We start from the raw sequence: 17721 nt of genomic DNA on the forward strand, positions 1-17721 counted from the left end.
CCGGCGTGTTCGGACGGCCCGTCCTTTCGGGAGTTGGGAGTAGCGGGAGAGGAAGGGGTGTGGTAGAATGGAGGAGAGGAGGATGAGGTGTTGGAGGTGTGTTTCGCCTTGCTCGCATACCTTTCGCTTCCTGACGGTGGAGTGGAGGAGGTGTTGGTGGTGCAGGGGGGAGGGGTGGAGCGCTACGAGGTGATGGTCTCGGGAGGGGGGGTGGAGTTCGTGGCGGGGGAGGAGAGGGGGGTGGGGAGTGGCGATGAGGGGGAGGTGGGGATGGAGAGTGGGGCGATCGGGGGAGGGGAGGGTGAGGTGGTGGAGGGAGCGGGGGGAGGGGAGGGGGGAAGGGTGCGGGTGGAGCCGCTCGCAGGACGCGCCCACGTGCTGGTGGTGGAGCGGGGGGGCACGTTCGCGACGGTGGACCTCGCGCCCCTGCTCGAGTCGGAGCGTACGGGAGGGTTCTCCGAGGTCCGGATGAAGGCAGGGGGGCTGGTGTGGTACCGAGGTGGGGAGGTGGTGGTGTGTGCGGCGGAGGGGCTGGTGGCGGTGGGGGTGTTCCGATCCGCGCCTTGACCCTGGTATGAGCCCTGCTCTATAGTACCTCCTATGAAGAAGAAAAGGCTTATCACGTCGGCACTTCCCTATGTGAACAACGTGCCGCACCTCGGGAACCTCATCCAGGTCCTTTCCGCGGATGTCTTCGCACGCTACTGCAGGAGTGCGGGCTACGAGACACTCTACGTGTGCGGGACCGACGAGTACGGTACCGCCACGGAAACGAGGGCCCTCGAGGAGGGCATCTCGCCCAAGGAGTTGTGCGACCGATTCCATGCCATCCACACCGAGATCTACGAATGGTTCGAGATACAGTTCGACAAGTGGGGACGCACCTCCACTCCTGAACATACCCGCATCACCCAGGATATCTTCCTCAAGCTCGACAGGAACGGCTACATCAAGGAGCGCACCATCCAGCAGCTCTACTCCGAGAAGTCGGATATGTTCCTCGCCGACCGGTACGTGCGTGGGACGTGTCCGCACTGCGGATACGAGGATGCGCGGGGAGACCAGTGTGAGCACTGCGGCAAGCTGCTCGACCCCACCGAGCTCATCGATCCCCGGAGCGCCATCGACGGATCCACCCCTGTCCTCAGGGAGACGAAGCACCTCTACCTGGACCTCCCCGCCCTTCTCCCCAAGCTCAAGGCGTGGATGGAGAAGGCCTCGGTGGAGGGGCGGTGGGCCACCAATGCGATCCGCATGACCGAGAGCTGGATACGGGACGGCCTCCGGGAACGGTGTATCACCCGCGACCTCAAGTGGGGTGTGCCTGTGCCCAAGCCGGGTTACGAGAACAAGGTGTTCTACGTGTGGTTCGATGCGCCCATAGGCTACATCTCCATCACGGCCACCTACACCGACAGGTGGGAGGAGTGGTGGAAAAACCCCGATGAGGTGGAGCTCTACCAGTTCATAGGTAAGGACAACATCCCCTTCCACACCGTGATCTTCCCTTCCACCCTCCTCGGTACAGGGGAAGAGTGGACGCTGCTCAAGACCATGTCGTCCACCGAGTACCTCAACTACGAGAGCGGGAAGTTCTCCAAGAGCCGGGGGGTGGGGGTCTTCGGCAATGACGCGAAGGACACGGGGATACCGGCCGACGTGTGGCGGTTCTACCTCTTCTACAACAGACCCGAGACTTCCGACTACACCTTCACCTGGAAGGACTTCCAGGAGAAGGTGAACGGCGAGCTCATAGGGAACTTCGCCAACCTGGTGAACCGGACCCTCTCGTTCATCCATCGCTTCTACCAGGGAAGGATCCCCGAGGCCCCTACGGATACGGCCTTCTGGGGAAGGGTGAGGGAACTGGAGGAGAAGATCACCGAATATCTCGAGGGGGCTCAGTTGCGCGACGCCTTCAGGACCGTGTTCGCCCTCTCCGACCTGGGGAACAAGGCCTTCCAGGCTGGCGAACCTTGGAAGACGCGTACAGAAAACCCTGAGGAGGCGGAGAAACTCCTCAGGCACCTCGCCTACCTCGTGCGCGACCTGGCCATCCTGGTGGAGCCCTATCTCCCTGCCACCTCCCGCCGCATACTCGAGTTCCTGGGCAATCCGCCGGCGACGTGGGCTCAACTCGGGAGACTTGAGGGGCTCTCCGAGGTGCGCAAGCCCGAGATCCTCTTCGAGCGGCTCGAGGACGACCGGGTGGAGGCCCTCCGTATACGGTTCTCCGGCACCCAGGCCGAACGCGAGGAGAGCTCCCGGCCCCGTTCCGAGGATGTCTTTCGTGACAAGGTCCGTTTGGTGGTGGCGAAGATCACCGAGGTGAGGCGGCATCCGAATGCCGAGAAGCTCTACATAGAGAAGATCGACCTGGGCGGGAGGGAATCGCAGATCGTGTCCGGATTGGTCCCCTACTACAAGGAGGAGGAGCTCCTCGGCCGGCATGTGATCGTGGTGGAGAATCTCAAACCGGCGAAGCTCCGAGGCGAGATGAGCCATGGGATGCTCCTCGCCGCCGAGGCCGAGGGCTCGGTGGAGGTGCTCTTCGCCGACCATGCGGCTCCTGGTACGAGGGTGGCGCTCAAGGGCGACGATCCCACCTCCTATGGGGAGGCGGGCGAGATCACCATCGACGAGTTCTTCAGTGTGCCCATCACGGTGAAGGGGGGAGTGGTGAGAGTAGGGGAGACGCCACTTGTGGCAGATGGTCGGGAGATCACCACCTCCTCGGTGAAGGAAGGGAAGGTGGGATAGCCCGTGAGGCGTGTGAGGCTCGAGGAACTCGAGGGGGCCTCCCTCCTCCAGAGTGGTTTCTGGGGCGCGCTCAAGCAGGCCTTTGGATGGCGGGCGTGGGGCTTCGAGGGCGAAGGTGGACAGGTCCTCGTGCTCACGCGACGCCTTCCCGGCGGGATGGATCTCGCCTATCTTCCTCATCCGTGGGAAGCTGTGGAGACGAGGCTCCGTACGGGAGGCTGGATGGTGGCCCGGCTTCGCGAGATCGCCTCACTCATGGAGCGGAAGCCGCTCTTCTTCCGGGTGGACCTCCCGTGGGAGGAGGGGCCTCCACGGGGAGTGCTCAGGAAGGCGCCCACCGATATTCAGCCACCCTCCACGGTGCTCATCGACCTGCGTTTTTCCGATGAGGAACTCCTCTCCTCTATGCACCACAAGACCCGATACAACCTCAGGCTCGCGCAGAAGAAAGGGGTGGTGGTACGGGAGGAGGGAGAGGAGGCACTCCCCCTCTGGTACCGCATGTACGAGGAGACCGCTCGGCGTGATCGCATCGCCATCCACTCCTTCGAGTACTACGCCCACCTCTTCCGTCTCGCCCGAACCTGGGAGGGGCCGAAGCCTCGTGTGGTGCTCTTCATGGCCTACCACGGGGGCGAGCCGCTCGCGGGCAACATCGTGGCCCTCTATCGTGACCGAGCGGTCTATCTTTATGGAGCGAGCCGTTCCCAGAAGCGCAACCTCATGCCCACCTACCTCCTCCAGTGGGAGGCTATGCAGTGGGCCAGAGGGGAGGGGGCGGTGGACTACGACCTCTACGGCATACCTCCCAGGCCCGACCCTTCGCACCCCATGTACGGGCTCTACCGGTTTAAGACCGGGTTCGGGGGACGGATCGTCCACAGGGCCGGGTGCTGGGACCTCCCTCTCTCCCCGCTCTATGGGCTCTATCGAACGGCCGAACGTGTGCGTGATGTCTACTATAAACGTGTGAGGAAGCTGTTCCGAAGGTGAATGCGCGGCCATGAGATTCGTGAAGGCTCTACTCCTCATGCTTGTGTGCCTCTCCTCACTCTCAGCCCTCACCCTCTCACTCAAGGTCTTTCCTCAGGATGCCCTCCTGCTCGAAGACGGGAGACCCCTCACACCCACCGGCAGGAAGGACACTGTGGCCTACTACTGGTTGCCGGCCGGTGACCACCTGCTCGAGTTGTGGGCCCCCGGGTATCTCTCCAAGTTCCTCCACCTCTCTCTCTCGAAGTCGGTCTTCATAGAGGAGAAGCTCGAGCGGAAGGACTCCCGCCTCCGACTCGTGGGGGAGTTCCCCACGGGCTGCCAGCCCAAGGGTATCTCCTTCTCTCCAGATGGACGATTCTTCTATGTGACCCTGCTCGACGGTGAGGGGGTGGAGATCTTTTCCGCCGATCCTCCGGCCTACGTGGGGAGGGCGAGTCCGCCCCCGTACTTTGCCGGACAGAGGGGTTTCGTGGAGGGGTACATCCTGCACGGCATCCTCTGGGTCTCGCAGATGACCACGAACCGGGTGCACGCCTTTTCCCTGGATGGCAGCTATCTCTTCACCTCGGATCGGGTGGGCGTCTGGCCCAAGGTGATCGCAGGCACGCACCGCGGAGATCTCCTCTTCGTCTCCAACTGGGAATCGAACGACATCGCCTTCCTCGATCCGCTCTCGGGGCGGGTGGTGGGACGGGTCCCCGTGTCCGCCACGCCGAGGGGGCTTGCGGTCACGCCTGACGACAGGTTTCTCTACGTGTGCAACTATGACACCGGCGTGCTGGAGAAGATAGACATCCCTCACCAGCGGGTGGTGAAGGTGATCGACTGGGAGTTTGGGGCCAAGCGCCACGCAGTCATGGACAGGCAAGGCAGGTTCCTCTATCTCTCCGACATGTATCTGGGTACCATCACCAAGTTCGACCTTGGATCCGAGGCGCCTGTGAATGAGCGTTACATCGGTCCCAAGCTCAATACCATCGCTCTCTCGCCCGATGACAGGTACCTCTTCGTCTCCTCGAGGGGCCACAACAACCCCGAGACCTACCTCAAGAAGGGACCCGATCACGGGAAGGTCTTCGTCCTCGATACGAGGACGCTCGAGGTGGTGGATTGGGTATGGGGAAGGAACCAGCCCACAGGGCTCGCCGTTTCGCCGGACGGGCGGTACCTGGTGTTCTCCGACTTCCTGGACCACAACATAGAGGTCTACGACATCTCGAGGCTCCGGGCGGAGTGAGGCGCGCCTCTGCGCCAGCCGGCTATAGCCGCCGGACGAGGTCTCGGAAGACCTCTCCTCGGTGGAACTCGTGTCTGAACATCTCGAAGGAGGCGGCTCCGGGGGAGAAGAGCACCACTTCGCCGGATGAAGCCCTGTGGTGAGCCTCGGCGAGGGCCTCTTCAAGGCTCCGATAGGGGCCCAGATAGGAGATGCCGGACTCTTCGAGGAGGGGGAGGAGGCGTCTGGTGGCGCTCCCTTCCAGGAGGTAGACCGTGACCGGCTTGTCTGCGAGTCCTCGGTAGGGGGAGAGATCGAGGTTCTTGTCGGTGCCGCCGGTGATGAGGTGGACGGGACACTCGAAAGCGGAGACCGCAGCGAGGACGGCGTCGGGTATGGTGGCGGCCGAGTCGTTGTAGAAGGCGACTCCTCCTTTCTCCCGTACGAGCTCGAGCCTGTGGGGAATACCGGGGAAGGAGGAGAGCCGGGTACGGATGAGCGCAGGGTCTGTGCCGAAGGTGTACGCCATGGCCCCGGCGAGGAGGAGGTTGAGCCGGTTGTGAGCGCCCGGCACCAGGAGGCGTTCGGGGAGGAGGGGGATCTCCTTCCCGTGGTCGAGGAAGAGGCCCTCCTGCTCGGTGAGGAAGGCGGCGCGAGGGGGTGGGGAGGTCGGCCGCTCCTCGAAGAAGGGGAGAGCCGTCGCCGGGGTGTTGGCGGCCATCCACCTGCCCCAGGGATCGAAGGCGGGGTAGAGGAAGGTCTGCGAGGGATCCTGGGTTGCGGTGATCCAGAACTTGTCCTCCACGTAGGCTTCCATGGATGCGTAGGCGTTCTGGTGGTCGGGGTAGATGTTGGTGAGGGCCGCCACCTGTGGGGTGAAGGAGATCCTTCCGCCCAGGTCGCCGAGTTGCCAGGAGGAGAGTTCGAGGACCACGGGGGTCTCCTCGGAGAGTTCGCGGAGGAAGGTGAGGGGGCTCGTGGTGATGTTGCCCCCGAGCCTCGCACCCGGGAAGGCGGCCGAGAGGATGTGGTGGAGGGCCGAGGCCGTGGTGGACTTGCCCTTGCTCCCGGTGACCGCCAGGATGGGGGAGCGGCAGGCCTTCAGGAAGAGGGAGATGTCGGTCTCCACGTGGCGGGCGAGGGAGAGGAATCGGGAGGTTCGGGGGACCGCAGGGTTCTTGATCACCACATCGGCCTCGAGGAAGTCCTCCTCCCGGTGGGTGCCGAGGACGTAGCGTATGTCGTATCCCGCGAGGGCCTCGAGGGAGGGGGCGAGTTCCTCCTCCGTGCGCAGATCGGTCACGGTCACGATCGCCCCCTCCTCCACACAGAACCTGGCGGCGGCCGCCCCCCCTCCGTGGGCGCCGAGGCCCATCACGAGGACCTTCTTGCCTCCGAGCAGGCTACGCATGTCGCTGTACATCGAGTCTGTACTCCCTCATCTGGTGTTCGTTGAGGTATCGGGCGATGCTGATCCCCTCCCATTGGGCGATCATCTCCCGGGGCACGGTGCTCCGTATCTCCTTGACCAGGGGGAGGTCGGGCGAGAACTTCTCCTTCCGGAGCACCTCGAGTATCTCGTCGACGTACGGTTCCAGGATACGCTGAGCGCGGTAGAGGAACGGCAGGTAGGTCTTGCGGGATGCGGGATCGTAGGAGGGGGGCATGAGGCATATGGATCGGTACTTGCAGGTGAGGGGGTAGTAGGGGTAGGTCCTGGCCCCTTCGGGCAGGAAGACGCTGGAGAAGAATTTGGAGAGGTCACGATCGAGCCAGATGCCCTGCACGAAGTAGCCCCGCCCCATCTCCCCTATCCATGTGCGGGAGATCACCTGCCGTATGAGAAAGCCGCGGGGCCTGCCCTCTTCGGTATGGAGGTCTTCGAGCGGGATGAGGTCGGCCTCGAGCATGAGCTTTCTCGTACGGTAGGAGGGCGTGGTGTCGTTGGTTCCCTGTTCCACCAGGGTGTGGTCGTGAGGGTGGTACGAGAGGTCGATCCTGAGGAGGTAGAGGTAGAGGGCTTCCCCCATGCGGTAGAGACGGAAGAAGGCGGGCCTCAGGATGCTCGCAGGATCGAAGAGGTGGGTGAGGCCGTGGAAGAGACCCGGGCAGATGCCTACGAGCTCCCGGACCACCGGGAGAAGGTGCCTGAGGTACTCCCGTGAGGGACGTGTCTCCCGTATGTCGTGGTGTACCGGCAGGTGGGGTACCGAGAACTCGCGGGGGAGGAGGAGGAAGAAGTCCTCGTTCTGGGTGAAGTGACGCGAGACGGGGGGGAAGGCCTCGGAGGCCGAGGCGAGGACTGCGTTGATCTCGGGATCGCTCCAGGTGAGCGGGAGAACCTGGGTCGCTACTTCCATCCTTACCGAAGTTATACTCCATGGCGGGGCTCATTTCAAGGAACCATTTTGAGAGCGGGAAGGAGGCTCTATACGTACGGAGGTACTGCGAGATAGAGGTCTGGGGATTCTTTTTTGTTTCTTTTGTGGTAGAATGAGACGCACAGATAAGGAGGTATATAGAGGTATGATTTCGAAATTGCAGTGGTGAAGTCCGCAATAGGGAGGTGCAACATGCCGCTTACGTACATAAAATTCGAAAATTTCACCGCTTTCTCCTTTCTGGAGCTCAACTTGAGTCCCGGGATTAATGTCTTCGTAGGCACGAACGGAACAGGAAAAACCCATTTGATCAAGGCCGCTTATGCCGCATGTGATATCAGTAAGACAAAAGACAATTTTGCAGATAAGCTCATTCGCACGTTTCTTCCTTCCGGGAGGATGCTCAGAAGATTGGTAAAACGGCAGCAAGGAAGCAGTCGGGCCTCTCTTGAGCTCAAAAGAGAAGAGGAACAACCTGGCGAGCCACTACGCATTAGGATCTCTTTTACGAACCATACTGAGAATCCAAAGTCTGCACAGACAGAGGGGGTCCAAAAGTGGATAGAGTACCCCATTGAGGCGGTATACATACCGGTAAAGGAGATGCTCTCGGCAGCCCCCGGTTTCCGATCCCTCTATGCTCAGAGAGAGATTCACTTTGAAGAGATATATTCAGATCTCCTCGATAGGGCGTATCGTCCTCCTTTGCGCGGTCCGATTGATAGAGAGCGAAAGAAACTATTGGAAAAACTCAACACACTAATTGAGGGAAATGTCACGATAAAGGACGAAGAATTTTTTTTGAGGAATAAGCAGGGTAATCTGGAGTTTACTCTTCTCGCTGAAGGCATTCGTAAATTAGGGCTCTTGTGGTTGCTCATTCAGAACGGTACGTTGCTGAGAGGTTCTGTGCTCTTTTGGGATGAGCCCGAGACAAACCTTAATCCCCGACTCTATGGTCCCCTCATGGACATCCTTCTTGAGCTCCATCGGATGGGAGTGCAGATTTTTCTCACCACTCATGATTATGTGATCCTCAAGGAGATAGATCTGAGGAGAAAGAAGGGAGATGAGATATTATTCCATTCTCTTTATCGAGAAAAGGAGACGAGAGAAATCCGCTGTGTGTCTACTGCTGAATTTCTCGAACTTCATCCTAATGCCATCGTGGAGACATTTGCCGATCTTTATGATCGGGAGATAAAACGTACGTTGGGTGAGGACACACAAGAATGAGAGTTCTGGAAGAAGGAGATCTCAGAATCGAGATCCCAGATGATGTTCAGAGTGTTGAAAAATTTGATGACCATGGGAGTCACGGTCTTTCCCACTGTATGAAAGCGGTGGATTTTATTATAGAGACCGACTCTCATATTTGGTTCATAGAAATAAAGGATCCTGATCACCCTCAAGCGAGAGAGAAAGATCGGCAGAGATTTTTGCGTGATCTGCAATCTTCGGAACTGGATAGAGACCTTGTTCAGAAATTCAGAGATTCTTTTTTGTATCGATGGGCTGAAGATCGAATCACTAAGCCCATACGATACTATATAATCATCGCTTCGAATCAACTGGATGAGGCGTTGTTGCTGTCAAGGATTGATGCTCTGAAGCAGAAGCTCCCTCTCACAGGTCCTCGTTCTGGAAGATGGAAGAGACGTTTGGTGGAAGGATGCGGGATCTACAACCTGCGTACATGGAAGGGAGCTTTCCCGGAGTTTCCACTTTCTAGAATCTCAGGCCGCATCTCTTGATCTTGATCAAAGAAGATAGAGTAACAGTCTTATGAGAAAGTGTGTGTCACATGTAGTTTAGGCTTTCCTCAAGAGAGATTCCCACGGATGCTCCACCATCGTACAGAGGATGACAAAGAAGAGGTGCGTCCTCCTCTTTTACCGTATGCGTCGGGTTCCTGAGGGGCTTTTCCGATTGCAGGGGGGCGGTTTTTGCGGTATGCTTCAAGGAGGAGGCGGTATGAGGTCGCGGATCCTGTGCGTGCTGTTCGTACACTTCGTGGCGATGGGGCTCTGGGCCGAGGAGGCGGTGGGGGTGCTCCTCTATGCCGAGGGAGGGACCTTCTCCCTCTATCGGGGCCAGGACGCCCTCCGCTTCGACGTGGGGAGGAACCCCGTGGTGGGGCTCGCGGTGAAGAGCGGCGATCTTTTCCAGACCGATGCGGAGAGCATGCTCGAGGTGCAGGTGTTGGGGAGTCGGGTGATGGTGAAGGTGGGGAGAAACACCACCTGCGAGATCCGGGCCGAGGGCGAGGGGGTGCGGCTCCGGGTGGCGTACGGTACGGTGAGGGTGAGGACGGGGAGGGAGGCCGTACCGGTCGTGGTGGAGGGGAGGGGTGCCCGGGTCGATTTCTCGGAGGGCGATGTGATCTACCGGTTCGTCTCTTCCTCCGAGGGTATGCGTATCACCACCACGTCGGTGGATGTCCGGGCGGGATCGGTGCGGGTCGTGCCGCTGGGTGAGGGCAGGGTAGGGGAAGAGGTGCGGGCAGGTCCGGGTGAGAAGGTCGAGGTGTCGGAGGAGGTGGACGAACGGGGGCGTATAGGGATCACGGCGACGAAGGGGAGGAGCACGGTCGGGGGTCTTCCCTCCCTGGCGTTCGTGCACGAGCCCCTGTCTCCAGACCTCATCGCCCGGCTGTTTCCTCACCTGGAGACCGAGGGGGGGCCCGTAGAGGGGAGTGTGGTGCAACGGGAGGGGCGGGCGATCCAGTCGGCCTCGCTCGATGTCGCACAGGAGCCGCGGATGCTCACCGCTTCGGACCAGGTGGACCTCGAGTCCGGCCTCCTCAAGGCGAGGAGGCAGCGTGCCTGGGGCGGAGCCCTCTTCCTCTCCGGGATGTTCTTCACCGGCCTGGGGGTGTTCGTGGGGTATGGAGAGGACGTGGCCTCGCCCTACTGGCCGTATCAGGACAGACCCGACCTCGCCCTCTCTCTCTTTTCCGTCGGGGGGGTGGCGATCGTCTCGGGGATCATCTCGTACATCGCAGGCAGTTCCGTGTCCTATTGAGCAGACGTCCGAGCGGAGAGGGCCTCCAGGGCTTCCTCCTGTGAGAGGGGCGTCTCTTCCATGACCTTCTTCTGCCGGATGGCCCACCGGTCCCCGAGAAAGACGAGTTCCATTATCTCCTCGATCCTGGAGGGATTGCTCGTTGCCGGGGTGCCGGTTTCGGGGTCTCCCGGTTCCAGTGTCCACCTGAGATAGGAGGCCCTGACGGTGGCCTGTTCCGAGGTCTCCTGGAGGGTGGAGAGTGTGAGGCCTGCCACGCCGTAGAGAACCGTGCCCTCGGGGAGGGGCGGCATCCCTTCCTCCACCCACTGCTCCGGGCTCACGAGGGGGAGCGTGCGTTCCACTGCGGTGCGGACCCGTACGATCACGAAGAGGTGGGTGAGTTCCCGATAGACCGGGTCGTCGTCAGAGACGAGGCAGTCCCGGAGGGTCTCCGGGTCGATGCGGTTGATGCTCTCGTAGTAGAGGCGGGCCACCTCCAGGGGGCCGAGGCCGATGGTGGCGGGTGGGCGGTTCGCGTTCTGTATCGTGGAGATCAGCACGAGGAGGATGAGGCCGAGTGCAGCGGCTCCTCCACCGAGGATGGCCCCGTACCTCCTGAAGAAGCGGTGCACGCGGAAGGCCCGGTGGATGCGGGCTTCTTCGAGCGGGTCGAACGAGACCGTGCCCACTGTGGCTCCGGGGGGGGCGGGCATCGGCAGGAGGAGTCTGTCGGGTTCTTCGAGAGCTCGATGGACCCAGTGGATGAAAGGCTGTGCTGACTCTCCCGAGGGACGGATACGGGGGAAACGCTTCCTGGTCCGTCGAAAGAGGCGTTCTTCCCGGATGCCGTTACCGAAGGGGGGTCTTCCAGTGATGCAGAGGTAGGAGAGGAAGGCGAGGCCGTACGACCAGGAGGTGTCCTCGATTTCCTCCTGGAGCGGATGGTCGGCGGCGGGAGGGCGATGTTCCCTCATGAGCTGGAGGAGGTCGTCGTTGAGTACGAGGATGCCTTCATCGAGGAAGACGATGGCCTCGAGTGCTGCAGGGGGAAGGGGCATGTCGTGCCCGCGGAGGGTCTCCAGCGCTTCGCCTGCCTGGTGGAGGAGTGGGAGGTGAGAGGGGGAAGGATGGTCGGCGATCTCCTTGAGGGAGGCGATGGGCCGGGCGGCTCTGAAGATGAGGTATCCCTGTCCTTCCACCATCCTCAGGCCTTCGCAGGTCATGGGGTAGACGGCGTTCCCGATCACGAGTCTGCACGTCTTGTCCACGAGGGTGTACTGTTTGGCGACCGCCGGTGTGTAGTCGACGATGCCGGTGGGAATGGCGAGTTTCTCCTGTCCTTCGATGGTGGTGAGGTGGGGTGTGTTCCTATTCGTAATCGCGTTCACCGAACACCTCCGCGGTAAAACCAAAGAGTTGGGCGTCTGGGGCTTTCCATGCGTCGGGGGGGAGCCCTGCCTTGAGGCAGGTGTGAGCGAGAAAGGTCTCCCTCTCCCATCCCTGTTCCACCGGCACCTGGGGGAGGAGAAGACCGGATTGCCAGCCTTTGCGGATGAGCAGGCCGTGGGTCCCCACTTCGACCTCCTCCGGGGCTATGGGGAAGAGGGGGGAGAGGATCGAGATCTCTATGTCGAGGAGGGGAACCTCCGGTCTGGTGACGGGAGGGAACCGTGGGTCGCGAAAGGCGCTCTCGTAGGCCATGTCTTGTACCACCTCCCAGAGGGGGCGATCCGCGATGATGTGGCCGATGCAGCCGCGGAGCGTGCCCTCCTTGTGAAGGGTCACGAAGGCTCCTCCCGGTTCGAGGAGCCGTGGGGGTGGGTCGGGGAGGCGGGGGGTGCGGCTTTCGGTGGCGGCGGTGATGACCTCACGGGCCGCGGAGAGGAGGAGCTTTCGTTCCTCGTCAGTGTGTCTCATGGTCGTTTCCTCCTGTGACGAGGAATGAGGCGTACTCCACCGTGTGGCCGTCCTCGGGAGGGCTCGTCTCCCTGCCCAGCAGGTGGAAGGAGAGGGGGATTTCGAGGGCTTCGGCGAGCATGAGGAGGGGCCAGACCAGGAGGAGGAGCTTTTCCGGGTTGTGCTGGGTGCGGATGCGGGAGAGAAGGGTGTGGGACGGCGTGGAGAGGAGGGTGCGGATGAGTTCTTCCGCACGGCGTGCGTTGTCTTTCCGCGGGGCGAAGGGGGTGAGATTGGTGCTCACCACGAAGAGGGTGTGCTCCCATTCGGTGGCGTAGATGAGGTAGAGGGCGCGGGCGAGGGTCTCGGCGAGGGTCAGGAGGGGGGCGCCGACGAGTACGGGGAGGATGGGGGCGTGGGGGAGGATGCTCCGCAGGAAGGGGAAGACGACCTCCAGACAGTGTTCCTCCATGTGGGAGAGATCGTCCACCGCAAAGGCGGTGCTGGAGGCGAGGGCCTCCTGGGTGGCGGGGAGGTCGAGTGCGAGAGGGCCCAAGGGGGTGGCGAAGAGCGTGGATCCGGGAAGAAAGAGGGTGGGGAATGGCTCGCGGTGGGTGGGGCCCCAGAGGACCACACGGCGGAAGTGTTCGCGCCAGGGGAGTACGTGCGCGAATGCGGCCCCCAGAAGGTCGCCCACGTAGTCCCAGGTGGCGTGGGGCACGATGAGGGCGAAGGGACGGGGCGGGGGGCTCTCGGGGGAAGGGCGGGAGAGGAGGGCATCGAGACGCGCCTCGAGTGTGTCGGCAGCGTCGGGGTAGAAAATGCCTTCGACGATGGGCTCTCTCACGAGTTCCTCGGTCTGGGTGAGGGCATTGCGTCCTTGGTTCATCCCATTCCCCTTCACTGTATAGAACCCCCTCTGCTTGTAAGGTAAAGAAAAAGAGGGGGAAGAATCAAGTTGAGGGAGGCTCCTCCCGCATCTCTTCCCTCTGGAGGAGGGAAGAGATGCGGGCCGGATCCCTGCGCACGGCGATGTTCTTCTCCCGGGTGGGGATGACGGTTCCCAGGGTACCGTGCTTGGCCCTCCTGAGATACTTCACGTGGGTACAGTAGAGGTCGACCACCTCTTCGTGTTTCGCCTTACTGAAGTGGACGGCGAGCTGGGCTGCATCGAGGATCACGGGGTGGGGGATCTCCTTCCCTTTCTGAGACCGTATGATCACGTGACCGCCCGGCCAATCGCGCACGTGGAGCCACAGGTCGTTGCCCCGCGCATGGTGCCGGAGCACCTCGTCGCTCTCTTTCGCGTTACGGCCCACGATGATGAGAAAACCATGGGAGAGGACGTGGAGGCCGGGTACCCCGGTGTCCTTCTCCCGTGCTCGCGTCTCCTTCAGGAAGGTGCGGGAGAGGGTCTCGAGATCCTCTTCTCCCATGGAGGGGATCTGTTCGAGAAGGCGCTCGTGGTGGCTGAGGTCCCTGGAGACGTCCTGCATGCGCGCGGCGAGGTTCTCCTCCTGCTGGAGGAGCCTGCGGTGCTCGCGATAGTAGCGCTCGGCGTTTTCCTGCGGGCCGAGGGCGGGATCAAGGGGGATCCTCACCGTGCCGCCTCGGAAGTAGTCCTCCACCTCGATCCATTCCTGGCCGCGGGGGATCTGCCAGAGGTTGGTGATGATGAGATCTCCGTATTCCTTGTAGCGTTCCGCATCCCGGATGCGTTCCCGCCGAGAGGTGAGTTCCATGAGGGTCGCTCGAAGGGTGGTGATTCTTCGTTCGAGGAGACGGACGAGGTCTGCCTTCAGTTTCTCCACCCGCGCTCCCCGGTCCGTCTCCAGATAGGAGGCTTCCATACGTGAAAACCACTCTTCGGAGGAGGATGCCTCATCGAGGAAGCGGACCGAGAAGCGGGGGTCCTCGTCCTTATAGGTGCGCATGAGCTGTGGCCAGGGGTCGAAGCGCTCTCCCGAGACTTCGCCTCTGCGCGGCCGACGGAACATGCAGTCGAGGATGGTCATCTCCTCATCGGTGACGATGATGTTGGGAGCCGTGGCCCAGAGGCGGATCCAGAGGAGGGTGGTGGTGCCTTCGCGAGCCACCGCGATCCGGATGAGACGCTCCCTCCCTATCTGGTAAGCACCGGTGATCTTTCCCCCGCGGATGTGGGCCCTGAGGAACTGGGTGAACCGCTGAGGATGGGGGAGCCGGGGGAGTTTTGTGGTGAGTGGAAAGAATGCCACGCCGGACTGGTCCATTCGAAAGAGGAGGGTGAAAGAGCGTCCCGGGAGATAGAGCTTGAGGCCCAGGTGTTTGAAATCGGGTTGGAAGATGTCCTGAACGAGGGCCCCCCGGAGTGAGAGGGCCTTGAGAGCGTAGTCCACCTCTTTCCAGTTGAAGGACATGCACAGAGTGTACGGCTATCCAGGGGAAGCGGGCAAGGGGGATGTTGACAATATATGATTTTTTTAATATTAATTGATCCGAATAATACGCTCCATCCCGAATCCTATACACATGCAGGAGGACTCATGGCGATCAAGGTCGTACCGCACAGGTGTCCGCAGAACCACCCGTGCCCGGCGGTGAGGATGTGCCCCAGGGGGGCGCTCGTGCAGCGGGGATACCGCGCACCCCAGGTGGATCCCTCCCGGTGCACTGGGTGTGGATTGTGCGTGCGGTTCTGCGGGTTTGGGGCCATTCAACCCGCATGAGTGTTCCCTGAAGAAAGCCGAAGTGCCGCAGAAGTCTGCGGCTTTTTTTATGCACTCGCCCACCGTGAGAGCACCTTGAGCACCTCGCCAGCGAGGTAGAAGGAACCTGTGACCAGCACGGGCCGTCCCTCGCTCCTCCGCAGCGCCTCCCTCAGCGCCCCTTCCTCCTCCGCCACCACCACGGCCCGCACCACCCCCTCCGCCATCCTCCCCACCTCCTCCGGCCTGCTCTCCCTGAACCGGCCCGCCCTCGTCACCACCACCTCCCTGCACAGCCGCCCCAGCTCCCCCAGCATCCCCCGCGCATCCTTCCCCGCCACGCACCCAAACACCCCCACCACCTCCCCCCACCCATACCTCCGCCCCAGCGCCTCCACCACGGCCCGCACCGAGTCGCGCGTGTGCGATCCATCCACCCACACATCCGGGTCCTCTGCTACCTGCTGGAGCCTGCCCGGGAGGGTCGCCCTCCCCAGCCCCTGCGCCAGCGCCCCCACCTCCCCCTCCGGCACGCACACCCGCCACGCTGCTGCAGCGAGCGCCGCGTTCTCCGCCTGTACGAGGAGCGGTGTGGAGAGCCCGGTGTGCACCACGAGCCCGTCCTCCCACCTCACGCGCAGGTCAAGCCCTCTCTCCCCCTTCGCAGCCTCCCACCGCACCACCTGGCCGCCTTCCCCGGCCCCTCCTCCGTCGGCATCCTCCCCTCCATCCTGCCTCCCCACCACCCGCACCACCTGTGCCCCCAGCTCCCCCGCCCGCCCCTCGATCACCCGCATCGCCCCCGCCTCCTGTGGTGCCACCACCACCGGCACGCCCGGTTTGATGATCCCCGCCTTCTCGAAGGCAATCTTCTCGATCGTATCCCCCAGGTACTCCGTGTGCTCCAGCTCGAGGTGCGTAATCACCGTCACCTTTGGCTGCACCACATTGGTGGCATCGAGCCTTCCCCCCATCCCCGTCTCCAGCACCACCCACTTGCATCCCATCTCCTTGAAGACGAGAAACCCCAGCACCGTGAGCAGTTCGAACGTCGTCACCTCAGGGAGGAGCGCCCTCCCCTCCGCCGTCCCTTCGAGCCGTCTCCTGAGCTGCGCAAGGGCATCGAGGTAGACCTCAGGAGGCCACTGACGCCCTGCCTGCGTGATGCGTTCGGTGTAGGAGACCAGGTGGGGGGAGGTGTAGAGCCCAGTACAGAATCCGGAGGCCTCCAGGGCCCGGGCGAAATAGTGGCACGTCGAGCCCTTGCCCTTCGATCCCGCCACATGGGCAAAGGAAAGCTCCTCCTCCGGGTGTCCGAAGAGCCCGCAGAGCGCCCGCACCCGGTCGAGTCTGAACTCCCGCACCTCGCCCGGCCGCCGCTCAAAGTTGGCGAACCGTTCCAGGTAGCGGAAGGCCTCCTCAACCTCGGGGTGAATAGGAGCCGGGAGTATCTCTGTGCACAATCGCAGCCGCATGGGCCGGAAACCCCTCATACTCGGCCAGACGCACCACGTGCGGCCCCAGTTCGGCGAGCCCCTCCTCGCTCACGTGGATCACCGACGAGAACTTGAGAAAATCGCGCACCGAGACCGGAGAGAAGACCTTTGCCTTTCTCCCTGTGGGCAATACGGCATTGGGCCCTGTGGCATAGTTTGCGAGGCTGAAGGGGAGGTGCTCACCCAGCAGGATCTCGCCGGCGTTTCTGATGAGCTTCAGGGTGGCGAAGAGATCGCTGGTGCGCAGTTGCAGGTGTTCCGGAGCCCACTCGTTCACCACCTCGGCCCCCTCCTCGATCGAATCCACCAGGATGATCCCGCCGTACCCTGAGAACACCGCCTGGACGAACTCCCTGCGGGGTGAAGGGAGGCGGGGAATGCACGACAGAAGGTGTGCCTCCACCTGACCGGCAAGCTCCCGCGACGGTGTCACGAGCAGGGCGGCCGAGTCTGCGCCGTGCTCGGCCTCCACGAGGAGGTCGAGCGCCACCTTCCACGGGTCTGCGCTCTCATCCGCGAGGATCACCGACTCAGAGGGGCCGGCAGGGAGGCCTGTGTGGACCACGTGCGCCACGAGCCGCTTTGCCGCCGTCACATACGCGCTCCCCGGACCGGTGATCATCGACACAGGGGCGATCGACTCAGTGCCGTAGGCGAGGGCGGCGATGGCCTGGGCGCCACCCACGCGGTAGACCTCGTGTACCCCGCAGCGCCTCGCTGCATACAGACACGCCGGGTTGACCGAGCCGTCCTTCTCAGGTGGGGTTACCATCACCACACGGGGCACCCCTGCGAGCCTCGCCGGTACGGCGAGCATGTACACCATGGAGGGGAAGCTCCCCCGGCCCCGGGGCACGTAGAGCCCGCACGAAGGCACGGGCGTGGCCCGCTCACCCGCCATCACCCCGGGACGTACCTCCACCATGGGGGAAGGCTCCGGCACCTGCGTGCGGTGGAAGCGCTCCACATTCTCTATCACATAGTCGAGACTCTCCCTGATCTCCTCCGGGAGGGCCTCCTCTGCGGCCTTAAACTCCTCCTCGGTGACCCTGAGCCGATCGGGTGAGAGTACCACCCCATCGAATTGCCGGGTGAACCTGAGGAGGGCCGCATCCCCTTCAGTCCGCACCGCTTCCACCACCGGCCGCACCGCCTCCTCAACCCGGGCAATATCTTCCTCTGAACGGGAGAGGAGCTTGCGGCGTTCCTCAGGGGAAAGGTCCCCCCATACGTAGACGTTCACCTTAAGATCCATACCCCTATGGTCGCACGCACCCCTTCCT

16 protein-coding genes are annotated in these 17721 nt (G+C 62.3%); 8 read left to right on the plus strand and 8 right to left on the minus strand.

Annotation, left to right across the window (positions count from 1 at the left end):
- The first annotated feature begins 87 nt into the window (after positions 1-87).
- From SPITH_RS01555 to SPITH_RS01570, 4 genes are read left to right on the plus strand one after another with little or no spacing between them, the layout of a single operon-like run.
- On the plus strand, positions 88-567 hold the full coding sequence (locus SPITH_RS01555; RefSeq protein WP_014623996.1) for a hypothetical protein: 480 nt from the start codon (positions 88-90) through the stop codon (positions 565-567).
- 33 nt (positions 568-600) lie between these two features.
- Positions 601-2760 (plus strand): methionine--tRNA ligase, encoded by a 2160-nt coding sequence (gene metG, locus SPITH_RS01560; RefSeq protein WP_014623997.1) that lies wholly within the window; start codon positions 601-603, stop codon positions 2758-2760.
- Between the two features lie 3 nt (positions 2761-2763).
- Complete coding sequence (locus tag SPITH_RS01565) at positions 2764-3753, plus strand: lipid II:glycine glycyltransferase FemX (protein ID WP_014623998.1); 990 nt, start codon at positions 2764-2766, stop codon at positions 3751-3753.
- Between the two features lie 10 nt (positions 3754-3763).
- Positions 3764-4993 (plus strand): YncE family protein, encoded by a 1230-nt coding sequence (locus SPITH_RS01570; protein ID WP_014623999.1) that lies wholly within the window; start codon positions 3764-3766, stop codon positions 4991-4993.
- Between the two features lie 22 nt (positions 4994-5015).
- Here the strand turns inward: SPITH_RS01570 and murD are convergent, their stop codons facing one another.
- Together murD and SPITH_RS01580 are read right to left on the minus strand one after the other, a co-directional pair.
- Complete coding sequence (murD, locus tag SPITH_RS01575) at positions 5016-6395, minus strand: UDP-N-acetylmuramoyl-L-alanine--D-glutamate ligase (RefSeq protein ID WP_014624000.1); 1380 nt, start codon at positions 6393-6395, stop codon at positions 5016-5018.
- A complete protein-coding gene (locus SPITH_RS01580; protein WP_014624001.1) occupies positions 6376-7332 on the minus strand; it encodes a hypothetical protein in 957 nt (318 codons plus the stop codon). Before SPITH_RS01580 ends, murD begins: the two co-directional genes overlap by 20 nt.
- Positions 7333-7545: 213 nt before the next feature.
- Here SPITH_RS01580 and SPITH_RS01585 point away from each other — a divergent pair, with 213 nt between their 5' ends.
- From SPITH_RS01585 to SPITH_RS01595, 3 genes are all read left to right on the plus strand, one after another.
- Positions 7546-8589: an AAA family ATPase gene (locus SPITH_RS01585; RefSeq protein WP_014624002.1), complete on the plus strand. Its 1044-nt coding sequence runs from the start codon at positions 7546-7548 to the stop codon at positions 8587-8589.
- Positions 8586-9107, plus strand: a complete 522-nt coding sequence (locus tag SPITH_RS01590; protein ID WP_014624003.1) for a hypothetical protein — start codon at positions 8586-8588, stop codon at positions 9105-9107. Before SPITH_RS01585 ends, SPITH_RS01590 begins: the two co-directional genes overlap by 4 nt.
- 220 nt (positions 9108-9327) lie before the next feature.
- Positions 9328-10377, plus strand: coding sequence for a hypothetical protein (locus tag SPITH_RS01595; RefSeq protein ID WP_014624004.1), 1050 nt, complete (start codon positions 9328-9330; stop codon positions 10375-10377).
- On the opposite strand, the gene SPITH_RS01600 is transcribed toward SPITH_RS01595, so the two are convergent.
- The 4 genes from SPITH_RS01600 to SPITH_RS01615 all read right to left on the minus strand — a co-directional run bounded on the left by SPITH_RS01600 (position 10371) and on the right by SPITH_RS01615 (position 14654).
- Positions 10371-11747 carry a hypothetical protein gene (locus tag SPITH_RS01600; RefSeq protein WP_014624005.1) on the minus strand — a complete coding sequence of 459 codons (1377 nt, stop codon included), beginning with the start codon at positions 11745-11747 and terminating at the stop codon, positions 10371-10373. The genes SPITH_RS01595 and SPITH_RS01600 overlap by 7 nt on opposite strands.
- A complete protein-coding gene (amrA, locus tag SPITH_RS01605) occupies positions 11728-12276 on the minus strand; it encodes an AmmeMemoRadiSam system protein A (RefSeq protein WP_014624006.1) in 549 nt (182 codons plus the stop codon). The genes SPITH_RS01600 and amrA overlap by 20 nt, the downstream gene beginning before the upstream one ends.
- Positions 12263-13144: an AmmeMemoRadiSam system protein B gene (gene amrB, locus SPITH_RS01610; protein ID WP_014624007.1), complete on the minus strand. Its 882-nt coding sequence runs from the start codon at positions 13142-13144 to the stop codon at positions 12263-12265. The genes amrA and amrB overlap by 14 nt, the downstream gene beginning before the upstream one ends.
- Before the next feature lie 64 nt (positions 13145-13208).
- Positions 13209-14654: an NFACT RNA binding domain-containing protein gene (locus SPITH_RS01615; RefSeq protein ID WP_014624008.1), complete on the minus strand. Its 1446-nt coding sequence runs from the start codon at positions 14652-14654 to the stop codon at positions 13209-13211.
- 126 nt (positions 14655-14780) lie between these two features.
- On the opposite strand from SPITH_RS01615, the gene SPITH_RS11885 reads away from it, so the two are divergent.
- Entirely contained in the window at positions 14781-14963 is a 183-nt protein-coding gene (locus SPITH_RS11885) for a 4Fe-4S binding protein (RefSeq protein WP_014624009.1), read from the plus strand.
- A gap of 47 nt (positions 14964-15010) precedes the next feature.
- Here the strand turns inward: SPITH_RS11885 and SPITH_RS01620 are convergent, their stop codons facing one another.
- Both SPITH_RS01620 and hisD read right to left on the minus strand, forming a co-directional pair.
- Positions 15011-16417, minus strand: coding sequence for a bifunctional folylpolyglutamate synthase/dihydrofolate synthase (locus SPITH_RS01620; protein WP_014624010.1), 1407 nt, complete (start codon positions 16415-16417; stop codon positions 15011-15013).
- Complete coding sequence (gene hisD / locus SPITH_RS01625) at positions 16362-17693, minus strand: histidinol dehydrogenase (protein ID WP_014624011.1); 1332 nt, start codon at positions 17691-17693, stop codon at positions 16362-16364. The genes SPITH_RS01620 and hisD overlap by 56 nt, the downstream gene beginning before the upstream one ends.
- Between the last annotated feature and the right edge of the window lie 28 nt (positions 17694-17721).

The organism is Spirochaeta thermophila DSM 6578, assembly GCF_000184345.1.
GTDB classification, from domain to species: domain Bacteria; phylum Spirochaetota; class Spirochaetia; order Winmispirales; family Winmispiraceae; genus Winmispira; species Winmispira thermophila.